This is a genomic window from Allorhodopirellula solitaria (assembly GCF_007859855.1).
GTDB classification, from domain to species: Bacteria; Planctomycetota; Planctomycetia; order Pirellulales; family Pirellulaceae; genus Rhodopirellula; species Rhodopirellula solitaria.
This window is the reverse complement of sequence record NZ_SJPK01000004.1, coordinates 112,731-126,403: the sequence shown is the minus strand read 5'-3', so window position 1 is coordinate 126,403 and position 13,673 is coordinate 112,731. Positions and strand designations below refer to the sequence as shown.

The following is a 13,673-nucleotide window of genomic DNA, read 5'->3' as shown; positions in this document are numbered from 1 at the left end:
GTTGGCTAGAATGGGCTCTTCTTGCACGCGGTCTCGGCGAGGTGTCTATGATGGTAGTGCCTTTCCGTTTCTCACTGTCCTCACCCTCGTGACCCATGACGTCATCCACACCTCCACCGACTGGCTCGCATCCCGAAGCGACATCGGGGAGTCGGGTGTCAGCGGCGGCCACTTCGGCGCCGCCACCTCGAACCGTCGCGGTGATCGACATCGGGGCGATCAGCATCCGTATGGCGATCGCGGAAATTCACGCCGACGGTCAAGTGCGGACACTCGAATCGCTGTTGCAGCCCGTGGATCTGGGCCGGGAGGCCTTCGAGACCCGGCGGCTCAGTCGCCGGGGAATCGAGCGGGCCGCGACGGTGCTCCGCCGCTTTCGCCGCGTGCTCAGCGAATACGGGGTCACCGATACCAAGGATATTCGCGTCGTCGCCACCAGCGCGGTGCGAGAAGCGACCAACCGCATCGCGTTTGTCGACCGTGTCTACGTTGCCACCGGGCTCGATGTCGAGCCGATCGACGAGGCGGAGGTGAACCGGATCACTTACATGGGCATCACGCCGATGTTGATGGCTCGCAAGGAAACCGCTCGGACGAAGTCGGTCGTTGTTGAGATCGGCAGCGGCAGTACCGAGTTGCTGCTTATTCGCAGCGGCAATGTTTTGCATTCGGACTCGTTTCGTTTGGGGTCCCTGCGGCTCATCCAAGAACTCGACGCCTCGGGGCTGCGCGGCGGCAAGCTTCGGCACCTGCTCGAAACTCACGTTCGTCGGTTCGTGCACCGCATCGCCGATGAACTCAAGGCGGATTCGCCCTTGCAGCTCGTTGTCATGGGCGGCGACATTCGCTTTGCCGCTCACCGGTTGATCGAAGATTGGGATGAGGAGTCTTTAGCGAAACTCGCAACCGCGAAGTTAGAAAAACTCTCCGGCCAGATTCTGTCGATGAGTGAGGACACGATTGTCAAACGCTTTGGTGCGACCTTCGTCGAAGCTGAGACACTCAAGGTTTCGCTGCTCGCCTACACTTTGTTCGCCAAGCACTTTGGGTTGTCCCACCTCTTTGTCAGTGGCGTCAACCTGCGCGATGGGCTGCTCGCCGACATCGAGCAAGGCGGCAATTGGACGAGTGAATTTCGCCAGCAAATCATTCGCTCCGCCGTCTCCCTTGGCGGACGCTACGCTGTCGACGCGACACATGCACGTACCGTCGCTGAGCTTGCCCGCAGTCTCTTCGAGCAACTTTTCGGCGAGCACCGGCTCGATGCGAGACACGAAGTCCTGCTGTACGTCGCGGCGCTTTTGCATGAGATCGGACTGTACGTGAATCTGCATAGCAATCACAAACATGCATACTACTTGATCCGCAGCAGCGAACTGTTCGGGCTGAGTCAGCATGAACTGCATCTGGTCGCACTGGTGGCTCGCTATCACCGGCGGGCGTCACCGCAAGCGTCCCATGAAGGCTACGACGCGTTGGATCGCAAGGACCGCGTCGCCGTCACTAAAATGGCTGCCCTGCTGCGTTTGGCCATCGCCCTCAACGACACCCGCAGTGGACGAATTCACGAAATTCGCTGTCTTGTCGAGGACAAGCAATTGGTGATCGTAGCTCCCGAGGTCGATGACGTGTCACTCGAGCAGCTCGCCATGCGTAATAACAGTTCGCTCTTTCGCGATATTTTCGGCGTCCCCGTGCTGCTCCGAGCTGGAGAATGAAGATGATGATACGCCTTGGAATCAGTCTGATGGTTCTCGCTGCGATCCCGGCTGCAACCGCCGCGGCGCAGCACGTCCACCCTCGCCCTTCGTCCCACCCGTTGCCGACCATCGTGCCCGAACCTTCGCGAATTATTCTAGCTCAAACCACGCCCGCCCAGTCGCCGTTGAGCGATCCAAATGATCCCTACGCCGAGGCTCGTCGGCGGCTGGTGGAGTCGCGGATTCGCACCGCTGGTGTGTCCAATTCTCGCGTCCTCGATGCGATCCAACAGACGCCGCGGCACGAGTTTGTTCCCGCTGCGGTTCGCAACAAGGCCTATTTCGACATGGCGTTGCCGATCGGTTCGGCGCAGACGATTAGCAGCCCGTTCATCGTCGCGTCGATGACCGAAACGCTCGATCCGCAAGTCGACGATCGGGTGCTCGAGATCGGTACCGGCAGCGGTTATCAAGCCGCCGTGCTGAGCCCCTTGGTCGACGAGGTGTACTCCATCGAGATCGTCCAATCGCTTGGTGTCACCGCTCGCAAGGTGCTCGACCGGCTCGGCTATGACAATGTCTATACCCGGATCGGAGATGGTTTTTTAGGTTGGCCCGAGCAGGCGCCCTTCGACAAAATTATTGTCACCTGCAGCCCGGAATCGGTTCCTGTCCCGTTGGTTGAGCAGCTGCGAGAAGGTGGCTCGATGATCATCCCCGTTGGCGAGCGATACCAACAAACGCTCTACAAGATGATCAAGCAGGACGGGAAACTGGTCCGTCAACCGCTGCGCCCGACCCTCTTCGTGCCCATGACGGGCACGGCCGAAGACAACCGCAACGCGCTGCCCGACCCCCGCCAACCCACGCTGGTAAACGGCGATTTCGAATCTGCCCCGGTTTCTCCTGCTGTCCCCACAACCCCCGGTTCGGGCAACGAGGCGGACCCGCTCGACGACGACGCGGAAGGAGACGCCGAAGAAGACGACGCCGAATTCGTCACGGGATGGTATTACGGCCGCCAGGTCCAACGAGTTGTCGAGGATGGCAACGCCATGGCCAGGTTCGAAAACGAGACCCCCGGTCTCGGTTCGCACCTGCTGCAGGGAATCGCGATCGACGGCAGTCATGTGTCCACCATTCGGCTCTCCGCCCGAATTCGTACGCGAGATGTTGTCAAAGGTCCCGACTCGGACGCCTGGCCCATGCTCGCAATCAGCTTCTACGACAGTAGCCGCCGAGATCTCGGCATGATCACCATCGGCCCGTTCCGGGGCACGCGGGACTGGCGTGCCGAAAGTCGTATCTTGCGTGTTCCGCCCACTGCGAAGGAGGCGATCGTACGCATCGGACTCTTCGGAGCCACCGGTCGAGCGGACTTTGACGACGTTCGCGTCGAGAAAATCGGCCGTTAAAATTTACCCAGGCTGCTTGAATGCCCGCCTGTCCTAGCTATCCTATCTAATTGACACAGTCGTCATTATCGCCCTGCGCCGCCAAGGATGAATTTCGCGAATCATCGCGAGAGTCGCCATCAACGGAATAACGCTGATACTGGATCTCGAGTTCTTCTGAACGATGTTGGTCTGCGGCGAAATGATTTTCACAATCAATACATCGAGGATGGAGGAAGGACATGAGGTGTTTTCACCTATTGGTTTGTTTCGCCTTGGCACTGACCCTCAGTGCTACTGCGGAGGCGGGAGGTTCCTACGGGAGCTATGGCAGTTACGGCGGCAGCTCAGGTGGCGCCTCCTACGGTAGCGGCGGCGGCTACGGCAGCGGCGGCGGTTTGTTTTCTCGCATGCACGCTCGGTTTGCTGCGAAGCACAGCGGATCGACCGGTGGCAGCTACGGCGCTTCCTCGGGCGGCAGCAGTGGCGGCTCCTCCGGTGGCACGTATGCGGCAAGCTACGCGCCGACAGGGTCTTCAGGCGGCTACTACGGTGGCGGTCTATTCAGCCGTTTGCGTGCCCACATGCAAGCCAAGCGGGCGCGGCACGCTGCCCGACGCGATGCGCGAAGAGGATATTACGCTAGCGGTTATTCCAACGGTGGATATTCGACAGGCGGATACTCCAGCGGTGGTTACACCGCAGGCTACTCCCGTGTCGGAGCGAGCAGTGGCGGCAGCAGCGGTGGCTACTACTCCTCGGGAGTCTCGGTCTCGTCCTATGGCAGCAGCGGTGGCTATGCCTCACCGGCGACTTATCAATCGCCCATGATCCAGTCCAACTACCCCGTTGAGGGTTACTCGGTCGAGGGCTATCCCATCGAAAGTTACTCGGCGGAACCGTATCCCTCGGACAACTTCGTGCCGTCGGACAGCGAGGGACCTGCCGGTGGCTACCCAGCAGACGGTGGATCAAACTCCGGTCGCAGCACGGGAGAAGGATCCGGTTCGGAATCCGAAGGCGATGCGGATGCACTCGGTGACTCCGTCATCGATAGCACCACAAGCTATGAAGCTCGCAAGCCCACCCTCGACGACGACACCGCGTTGTTAACCGTTTCGGTTCCCGTCAGCAGCGCTCGCGTCACCGTCAATGGCCGCGAGACGACCAGCGACGGATCGGTTCGCCAGTTCATGTCGCGGGGTCTCAAGGCCGGATACGTCTACGGTTACGAAGTCGTTGTGACCTACGATGTCAACGGCCAAGAGCAAAGCGAAACGAAGTCGATCAAGTTGCGTCCTGGCGATGCCGAACGATTGGTATTCAAGCAAGACGCCGCTGCTGGCGCCGAAGAAGTCGCACCGGCGTCCGAAACGATCGATCCGGAAGCGGCCGATATCGACCTCAATGCGAGCGAGAACGCTGGCGCCACCGAAACGGTCGTGCAGTTGCACGTTCCTGCCGATGCCGTCGTGACCCTCGCTGGTAATGAAACCAAGGGCTCCGGCCGCGTGCGGACTTTCCGTACCACCCAGCTCGCCCAGGGCGAAAGCTGGACCGACTACACCGTTTCGGTCAGTGCGATCGTCAACGGACACAGCATTCGCCAAGAGCGAACGATCAATGTCGCCGCAGGCAGCACCGTCGAACTCGAGTTCGACGTCGCCGCTGGCACACTCGCGATGCGTTAGGATCTTTTTCCAAAACGCGACAGTGACCCAGGCCGTGCTCGAGTCTTTCTCGAGCACGGTTTTTTTGTGCCATGGGCCTCCGAGATGGTCTCCCTCGTTTTCTACTTCGATGCTGATTGTTCCTATCCGGCGGAGCGTCTAGTCTGGCGGGCCAGCGGAGGATTTTGAATTGCTTGAATTTTCACACCGGGCGATGGCGTGTGACTTTGTCGTCCTCGTCCGCGATGCCCACCAAAAGATCGGACATCGCAGCGTTGCCGATGTGGTTCTCGATGCGCTGGAGTCGGTCGATGCGATCGAGCAGCGGCTGACGGTTTACGATGCTACCAGTGAAGTGTCGGCGATCAATCAAGCCGCGGGCGACGGTCCCGTCCGCGTTTCAGCCGAGACCTTTGCGGTCCTGCAGCATGCCGCTCGATTGAGTGAGGCGACCGGCGGGGCCTTTGATATCACAGCCGGTCCCTTGATCGATGCCTGGGGATTCACAACCCGGCAGGGTCGCAAGCCGACTGCCGAAGAGATCACCAACGCCCGATCCTTGGTCGGCATGGATCAAATAGGACTCGACGCCGACGAGCGGACGGTGGAACTGCGGCAACCTGGCATGCGGATCAATCTCGGTGCGATCGGCAAAGGGGACGCGATCGATCACGTGGCCAGCCGGTTGAAGTCCGCTGGTATCAACGACTTCCTCATTCATGCCGGGCAGAGCAGCGTTCTGGCCTGCGGTGATCAGTTCGAGACCGTGGAGGCAAAGGAGTCCGAACCGGACCAATCGCCGCGGGGTTGGAAGGTTGGCATCGCTCACCCCACCAAACCGAACCGCCGGATCGCCGGATTCTGGCTTTGCGATGCCGCGTTGGCGACGAGCGGCAGTGGCAAGCAATTCTTTCATCATCGCGGCAAACGCTATGGGCATGTGATCGATCCTCGCAGCGGCGAGCCCGCCGGTGATATGCTCTCGCTCAGTGTGATCACCCCCCGTGCGATCGACGCCGACGCGCTCGCGACGGGGCTGTTCGTTAACGGACGCGAACAGGCCACCGCCTATGCCGAAGCCAACGGTTCGATGCCGGTGCTGCTGGTCGTACCGGGCGAGCGGCAAGACGCGGTGGATGTGGAGACGGTCGGCCATTGGGATTGGGTCGACCCGCCCTTGGGAGCCAGCGGAGGCTCAACGCGAGAGATGACATAGTCGCCAAGCGTCTCTGAGTTTCGCGTTATCTCGGGGAACCGATATCCTGGATGACCGCCACTCAACTCCGAGCAAGTAGGGCCGGTTCCTACCGGCCACGGGCGCTGGTTACTCGGTTCGGTCGGTCGCGCGGGCGGGGAAACTGGATTGCGTAATGACGGTTTCTCAGAGCGGCGGAGCCACGGCAGGAAGAAGCCCCGGAAGCGAGTCCGGGAAGCGAGAGTTTTAAGGTGTCCGGTACCGTTTCAATTGGGAGAGTTTTAAGGTGTCCGGTACCGTTTCAATTGACTCGCCCTTCGGTTCCCCTTAATCTTGAGTTGATGAACCAAATCCGTTTCCCGCCAGGGTGCTTTCCATGGGTCGTCCCAAACGAGCTGACGCCTCCGGGCATTGTTATCACATGCTTAACCGAGCGAACCTTCGGGCAACCATCTTTGAGAAGGAGGCTGACTACGAAGCATTTGAAAAGATTATCGACGAAGGCATCGAACGATTTGAGATTGACCTCTTCGCGTACTGCGTGATGCCAAACCACTATCACTTGCTGGTTCGCCCTGGAAAGGATGGAGAGATGGGTCGGTTTGGTCATTACATCGGGTTGACGCACACCCAGCGATATCACGCGCACTACAAGACGACCGGACTGGGGCACCTGTATCAAGGCAGGTTTAAATCATTCCCCGTTCAAACAGACGAGCACTTCCTAACCGTGGCGCGTTATGTGGAACGAAACGCTTTCGCTGCCAAGCTGTGCAAACGACCCGAAGACTGGAGATTTGGAAGTTTGCACCACTGGCAGACGAAGAGCAAGTCTTGTTCGAAACGGATATCGGGTTGGCCGATCCGTCGAACAGCGAACTGGGTTCAGCATGTCGCAACGGAGTTCAGTACAATGGAGCGAGAACAGCTGGACTGGAGCGTCAAGCGAGGAGTTCCCTTTGGAAACGAGACATGGGTGGAGCACATTGCCAGAACCTTCGACCTGGAGTCAACGATGCGACCCCGTGGACGACCAAAGAAGATATCGGTCGCAAAATAGCTCGGGATGACCCCAAAAAGGTACCGGACACCTTTTCTTTGTCCAAAAAGGTACCGGACACCTTTTCTTTGTCCACCTTTTCTTTGTCCCGAGAGATGACATAGTCGCCAAGCGTCTCTGAGTTTCGCGTTATCTCGGGGAACCGATATCCTGGATGACCGCCACTCAACTCCGAGCAAGTAGGGCCGGTTCCTACCGGCCACGGGCGCTGGCTACTCGGTTCGGTCGGTCGCGCGGGCGGGGAAACTGGATTGCGCAATGACGGTTTCTCAGAGCGGCGGAGCCACGGCAGGAAAAAGCCCCGGAAGCGAGTCCGGGGAGCGACTGAGTTTTAAGGTGTGAACCCCAGAAAAGGTACCGGACACCTTTTCTTCCCCCTGCCGGTGGTGCCGCTGCCGATCTGCGCGCACCGCCAATTTCTAGTTTGACCATGACAGTGCTTTTCTTCCACTGTCTAAAATCGAGCTACGGACGCATTAACATCGACAAAAGACGATCCATGTCCAGAAGTACGCTCGGATTCAATGAACCATCGATGGCAGAGCGTTTATTGACCGACCGCCAATCAAACTGGACGTCATAATGGACAGGAATCACCTCCTGGTGGCTACCTTCACCCACGCTTTGCGAGCTTTGCCCAAGGAGACTAACGGGCAGAAAAACCCCGTCGATTTGTTTCCACTCGATGTCCTCGACTACGTGAATTTTGTATTCTCCGTTGATCACTACTCCTGTGGTAATTCGCAGTGGCACAAAATCCTGTGTGTCAAAGCGATAGACGCGGCGGGTGATCCTTTCGACATGCGGGAAAGGTAACTCGACGTCAATGACAATGTCTGTTTGCCTACTCTGGCGGTTCTGCTCGTAGATCTTTTTATGGGGACCAAAATTTCGCTTCAGTGTATGCGCCACTTCGTTTTTTTGAAAGGAATACAAATTAGATAGCGAGCCCACTAACTGGACATCGGGCAAACGCACTTTCGCAAGTGATTCGCGAAAGCCCTCGGTCGTGTACTTTTGCGGTCGATCGGGAAATTGCCAAAGCCAAGTTTCTTTGGTCAGTGGGTCTCGGGCATAGGCCTCGAAGACCCGCGACTCAGATGGCGGATCATCCAACGAGATACTTTCGGATCGAGTCCCTTGATGGACCATGAAAAATTTTTCAGCGACCGCATCCAAGATCAAGCGATAAGAATGTGTTGCTTCAGATGACCGTCCTCGCCCAATACTCAACGATTCCTTGGTCACCAAAACATCATAAGACTGCACGGACTCCCAATTAGCCACAAACGCCTCAGGAATTGACCTGACATCGGCTGAAGCATCACGTACGTCGTCGGCGCGCGCCGGGAAAGAAAACCAAGCAAGGGCGAAAGCAGCCACAACCTGCGAGCTCGTTAGAGCGATTTTGATGCAATTCATGTGTAGATCCCTATTCTATTCTTGAGAATCATTGCCGACGTAGGCACAAGTGGTTCCGAGCACGCCGGTGTACAACAAGTCGTTACTGCCCACCCAGGTCGCAGAACTGTCCGGGCTGCACACGTAGATGCCGTCTGCGTCCATTCCACAGTCAGCACCCATTAAGCATTCTCTGGTTCGATAACAATCAATGGAGCCATTTGCCCAGTCCATAAATCCCGGTTTGCCGGCGTCCCAAATAACCAAGGGTTCTTCAGGGATTTTAGTGGCTAGGAATGAATGGATTGAGTCCAAGCTTGCCGCAAAAGAAGGCTCATCCGACGGAAGCGAGCGCCCGAGGTTTTCAAGGCATGGCTCCAGTATCCAAGGGTTTATTTGTGGGATGTGATTATCAATGTTCGGCTGGCAGTGCCGGGAGAAACGGAGCCGTGCTCTGCAGAGGTGCTGGCTTGGCAAGGGATATCTCGGTCGACGGTATGCCAATGGTGTTGTCGGTCCCTGGCGAGCGTTTGTTCGTCAGGGACGCATTTTTGAACGATCATTGGATGCTAGAGCCATGCCTCAAAAAACCTTCCGCTGTGCTCTGCGCACGCTTCCGTCGGATGAACCCTTTCAAACGACATGGTGCATGCCTTTTCTCTTAGAAATCAAAAACAGTTAATTAGTGGTGACGAAATCGCATTTACTAAACACCTGCCGATCGGCATACATGATTCTCCATGCGACCTGACTATCATCGGGCAAATCCTGAAACATCGCCCCATTGCCGGAGACGTGGAACCGGTAGATATTACCTCCCATCCGCTTCAGGTTTACCTGGAGCGGACGATCATTTAACGTGGCCTCCGCCCGTATCGAATCGGGTGCGACTTCTTTCTCTACGTTTAAGCGGAGAATTCCACCAGCGGTGAGTGAGTCTTCGTCCGTCTCGGCTGTAATGAAGCGAAGCGTGCGGGGACTCAGTTTGACAGCCGTCTTGCTGTATAGCACTAAATCAACGGAACTTGTTCTTCCGGATTCAGGCTCCGTGAGTGTCAACCGCCCAACTTCACCCTGGGCGCTCGCGAATGTGGAATCGATACTGAGCTTGACCCGATGTGGCAAGTTTTGTGTTCGATCACCGGGTAGAATTGACCCCTTGACTCCAGCTAAAACCCCATCGGCTTGTATTTTTAACTCTTTTGCTGGAGTAGCGAATGTGTAGATAAAGGGGACTTCGATGTCTGTGAAGGGCTGCGCACCGACATCCACAGGAATCATCAAATCACGAAAATTGAGTAGACCTCCGATCTCATAGCGGATCGAGACCTGAACTCGTTGCAATCCTGGAAAGTCTGTTTTCTCGGCGTCAATGTTGAGTGACAGGCCACCGACAAATTCGCTTTGACGACTGTTGGGCGGCGTGGTGATATCCACGACCAGGTCGGTTTCTTTAGCTGAAACCAGAGTGTCGCCTTGAAGCTTTGCTTTGGTGCATCCGCAAGTGGCGGTAATTTCTCTGATAGGCAAGTCAAACGATTCTGGATTTTCGATTCGGATAATTGCCTTGACATTTGATGCAGATGGCAGCTTTCCCAAATGAGCAACCACCGGATAAGCCCCGACCGGTTCTAGAAATTGCTCTTTGGATGGAAGTTTGACCCGCAGAATGACCGGCTTGTCTATTCCCTGAGGAGATGCCCCGGGTAGGGGTGTCAACGAGAGGACAATGCTCGTCAAAACGAGCAAAATAGCATTGCAGCAACCGGATCTGGCCATTTTTCCCACCTGAATGTGCCTAGAGCGAAAGCTAATTGAAAAGAAGAGACCTTTAACGGCTCGCAACGAGCATAGGAGCACCGTTTTGCTTGTCAGGATCATAAGCGTAAAATATCGAAACATTTTTGGGGCGGGCCAGTGGCCTCAACCTCTCTGTTGCCTCACTATTGCACTCACCCGATGTCCCTCCCTCGACTTCTCTTCTTTCGGTTCTCACAGCGTCCGCCGACGCTCTCGACTTGCTTTCTAGTCTGGACGAAGAAAAGGTGTCCGGTACCAATAGACGAAGAAAAGGTGTCCGGTACCAATAAACCAGCCGATGCACCTAACAACCTAAATGACGGACAGGAAGTCCGTCACACCTGCGGCACGAAGCCGCCCAGGCGTTGGACGCTTCCGGTAGCGAAGCGGACGGGCGACGCACACGAAGTGCGTCGCGGCTGTTTCGGCGGGAGGCCGCCGGGCGCTGGTTACGAGCATGAACCCAATGCAGCCGCACGGATGCGGCTGCTTGATTGAAGACCGGCGACACGATGTCGCCCGGTGGGTGCGAACGACGTTCGCACACGCCGGGGCCAGGGCAGGCGATCGAAAGCGACTGGGCGTCGTGACGAGCGCAGCGGGGGCGGCACGAAACTACCGAGAGCGAGTGGGCCGCCCTCGCGGGAGCGAGGAACCGAGGCAAAGCGATAGGCGGGGGAGCGAAGGGAAAACTGGGAGCGGGAATCGCCTAACCGCTTGCAAGTCGGTGGCGGAAGCGGAGGCGTGGAGGGTTGCGAGCGAGCCGGCCGCTCGTCGCGAAGTCTGTCCGACATGGGCCCGCTTGCATCGGTGGCAGCCTGTCTTGCGCCCAATCAGCAAGGACGCTTGCGAAGCGGTTACCGGTGCAGCGAGTCGGTGAGTCAGCGGGCAGCACCCTGGGTACTCAAGGACGATGGCGTGGGAGTATCATGCGGGCATGAGTGAAACCTCCCCCTCCCCTTCCGAGAACGCTGTCGCGGCTGACGTCTCTGACGAGGATGCCTTTGATCCGCCGCGATCGATTGCACCGGGCCCGCGACTATCGTCGCGCGGTTTCTTCATCGCTTTGGCGCTGGTGTGTTTGATTCCGCTGACGATTCTCAGCACTTACGCTGTACTCTTTGGCCGAGCGATCGAAAAGGAACTACCGGTCAGTGTGAGCATCGATCACCGCCCGTGGCAGGCCCAGCAGCGTGCCTTGCAGACGCGGGATCCACAGCAGCCCGAGCTCGAAGACGTGATCGTGATCACGAACGAAGCCGATTTTGCGATCTCAAAGCTCTATGCCGATCTCAATGGGCGGTACTTCATGTATGTCAATCAGCCGTTGGCCGCTGGTGAGAAGCTCGTGCTTCCCCAGGCTGACTTCGTCAACCGGACGGGCCAGCGTTGGGTGCCGGGCAACTACACGATCGACGAGATCACCGTGATGGGGAAACTTCCTTCCGGAGCCCGCGGCGTGACGGAGTTTCAGTACTGAGGACCGCGTGGTGGGGCTATTATTTTTCCTTGCCGCGAAGAGCAGCCGGTTTGATCTTGGGCGGGATTTTCTTGCCCTTGGGAATCAGCTTCATCGAGACCGAGTTGACGCAGTGACGCGTGTTTTTATCGGTCAACTGTTCGCCCAGGAACACATGGCCGAGATGACCGCCGCAGTTCTTGCAGAGAATTTCGATCCGCACGCCATCGGCATCACGTTGTCGCACAACCGCCCCTTCGATCTCATCGTCGAAGCTGGGCCAGCCACAATGGCTCTCGAACTTGTCATCGCTATTGTAGAGCTTGGCGTTACAGCGTCGGCAGATGTAGGTGCCTTCTTTCTTGGTGTGGGTGTAGCCACCTGGGCCAGCCGGTTGGGTGCCTTTATTGAGGAGCACCCAGCTCTCGAATTGGTTCAGAGAGTTGTATCGCCCGTAACGAACAGCTTGCTCGGACTCGGCAGAATCGACCGTTTTCGCCCCTTCCGCAGTCTCTGGGACAGCAGCATCGCTATCGGCGGTGCTCTTTTCGGCGCTGCTCTGGTCGGCGGCCGTGTCGCTCGTTGCCGCTGTCTCGCGGTCGTCAGCGGTCAGGGGGCGGATGGTGGCGGTGGTCAGCAGCGTGGCGGCAATCAAGCCGAGGCTGCCCGCTGCGGTCCACCGAAGTGAGTTCGAACGGGTCAGGGAGCGCGGGCGCATGGAAAAATCTCCGGAAAGGGGCAAGCTTTTCGAGTACTACATCCCGAGTGTGGGTTTCGTTCGCCTGATTCTACCCGCCCTAGGACGTGGAGACATTCGGCGACGGGGTTTCCTGGCCCGCTGCGGCTACGGCGACCTGTTGGAGATGGATCATTAATTTCTTGTGATCGCGGACAACTCGTAGAAATTCATCTTCGCTAACCGGTTTTTGGATGTAGCCGCAGACGCCGAGATCGTCGCAGCGTTGGCGATAGGTATCGTCTTCCAAGGCCGTCAGCACCACGGTTGCGATCCGCGCCGAATCAGGGTGGATTTCCAGCATCTCCTCGAGCACATCGATGCCCGAGCCATCGGGAAGGATCATGTCGAGCAGGAGTAAATCCAATCGCGGAGCGCGGGCGAAGATTCCTGTGCGTTTCATGAACAGAATCGCTTCATGGACCGTTCGCACCAAAGTCACACGGTGATGCACGCCGCTGCGTCGCAGCGCATGAATGGTGATGCGAGCGTCAACGAGCCCATCTTCGACCAATAGGATTTCCATTGGTTTGGTGCGTGAGTCACCCAACATGTTAAAACCTTTTTCTGGTTTGCGCGATTGTTCAATCAGTCGTGTGTGCAGCCCGTGCGGGCATGGGAATCATGCAGCCGGATCAACTCCGCTTCCAAGCGTTCATGAGCCGTCAGGTCGCCTGAGAACCGCTCTATCGATTCGACGAGCGACCGCAATCCATCGGCATCGCACCCACGATATTGTAGCTCTTCGGCAAGTTCGACCAAGTCGACCAGTTCCAAATAGAGGCAGCGGTGTTGGCCGGTGACGCTCCGGACCATCTCCTGCCGTTCCTGTTCGGCCTCGTTCTGCTCGGCAATCGACTGCAGGGCCGCTGCGCGGTGGGCGGTTGCGGTGTCCGCAGAGATCAAGCCATAGGTTTCTTCTAACGCAAACTGCAACGCGAGCAAGTCGCGTAGTCCGTCCAGGCACCCGATGAACTCACGAAGCGACATCTGAGGCTTGTCAAAGTCAATCGACTCAGGGTCGCAAAGCGTGCGAAGCCGATGGACTTCATGCCACAAGTGCGGATTGCTGTCTTTGATTTCTTGCAAAAACGCCGCGTTGACGAACCAGTGAATGGTTGGGTCGCCAGTGGAGTTCATTTGCGGAGCGTGGCCCGTCGCCGATCGAGACGGCGAGGAACCAGTGAAGACGGTAGCCATAGCGACAGACCTCCTTTGCCATGAATCCGTGAATGAGAAGAGTCCTTGAAACTAAAGC

At 57.5% G+C, this 13,673-nt stretch carries 12 protein-coding genes; 6 read left to right on the top strand and 6 right to left on the bottom strand.

Annotation, left to right across the window (positions count from 1 at the left end; all coding sequences use genetic code 11):
• Positions 1-95 precede the first annotated feature (95 nt).
• From CA85_RS09325 to CA85_RS09305, 5 genes are all read left to right on the top strand, one after another.
• On the top strand, positions 96-1,718 hold the full coding sequence (locus CA85_RS09325) for a Ppx/GppA phosphatase family protein (RefSeq protein WP_146391078.1): 1,623 nt from the start codon (positions 96-98) through the stop codon (positions 1,716-1,718).
• A 2-nt stretch (positions 1,719-1,720) separates the two neighbouring features.
• Complete coding sequence (locus CA85_RS09320; RefSeq protein WP_246112641.1) at positions 1,721-3,115, top strand: protein-L-isoaspartate(D-aspartate) O-methyltransferase; 1,395 nt, start codon at positions 1,721-1,723, stop codon at positions 3,113-3,115.
• 221 nt (positions 3,116-3,336) lie between these two features.
• Complete coding sequence (locus tag CA85_RS09315; RefSeq protein ID WP_146391076.1) at positions 3,337-4,785, top strand: TIGR03000 domain-containing protein; 1,449 nt, start codon at positions 3,337-3,339, stop codon at positions 4,783-4,785.
• A 169-nt stretch (positions 4,786-4,954) separates the two neighbouring features.
• On the top strand, positions 4,955-5,980 hold the full coding sequence (locus CA85_RS09310) for an FAD:protein FMN transferase (RefSeq protein ID WP_246112640.1): 1,026 nt from the start codon (positions 4,955-4,957) through the stop codon (positions 5,978-5,980).
• A gap of 355 nt (positions 5,981-6,335) precedes the next feature.
• Positions 6,336-7,019 carry a transposase gene (locus CA85_RS09305; RefSeq protein ID WP_146391075.1) on the top strand — a complete coding sequence of 228 codons (684 nt, stop codon included), beginning with the start codon at positions 6,336-6,338 and terminating at the stop codon, positions 7,017-7,019.
• Between the two features lie 465 nt (positions 7,020-7,484).
• Here the strand turns inward: CA85_RS09305 and CA85_RS09300 are convergent, their stop codons facing one another.
• The 3 genes from CA85_RS09300 to CA85_RS09295 form a co-directional block, all read right to left on the bottom strand.
• Entirely contained in the window at positions 7,485-8,441 is a 957-nt protein-coding gene (locus CA85_RS09300; RefSeq protein ID WP_146391074.1) for a hypothetical protein, read from the bottom strand.
• A 15-nt stretch (positions 8,442-8,456) separates the two neighbouring features.
• Complete coding sequence (locus CA85_RS24815) at positions 8,457-8,603, bottom strand: hypothetical protein (RefSeq protein WP_186774839.1); 147 nt, start codon at positions 8,601-8,603, stop codon at positions 8,457-8,459.
• A gap of 495 nt (positions 8,604-9,098) precedes the next feature.
• The gene (locus CA85_RS09295; protein ID WP_186774838.1) at positions 9,099-10,301 is read right to left on the bottom strand and encodes a hypothetical protein; all 1,203 of its coding nucleotides are present in this window, start codon (positions 10,299-10,301) and stop codon (positions 9,099-9,101) included.
• 856 nt (positions 10,302-11,157) lie between these two features.
• Between CA85_RS09295 and CA85_RS09290 the strand changes: the two genes are divergently transcribed.
• Positions 11,158-11,700, top strand: a complete 543-nt coding sequence (locus CA85_RS09290; RefSeq protein ID WP_146391072.1) for a hypothetical protein — start codon at positions 11,158-11,160, stop codon at positions 11,698-11,700.
• Positions 11,701-11,719: 19 nt separating this feature from the next.
• Here the strand turns inward: CA85_RS09290 and CA85_RS09285 are convergent, their stop codons facing one another.
• The 3 genes from CA85_RS09285 to CA85_RS09275 form a co-directional block, all read right to left on the bottom strand.
• Positions 11,720-12,397, bottom strand: a complete 678-nt coding sequence (locus tag CA85_RS09285; protein ID WP_146391071.1) for a methionine-R-sulfoxide reductase — start codon at positions 12,395-12,397, stop codon at positions 11,720-11,722.
• A 79-nt stretch (positions 12,398-12,476) separates the two neighbouring features.
• Entirely contained in the window at positions 12,477-12,968 is a 492-nt protein-coding gene (locus CA85_RS09280; RefSeq protein WP_146391070.1) for a response regulator, read from the bottom strand.
• A 35-nt stretch (positions 12,969-13,003) separates the two neighbouring features.
• Entirely contained in the window at positions 13,004-13,555 is a 552-nt protein-coding gene (locus CA85_RS09275; protein WP_246112639.1) for a hypothetical protein, read from the bottom strand.
• Between the last annotated feature and the right edge of the window lie 118 nt (positions 13,556-13,673).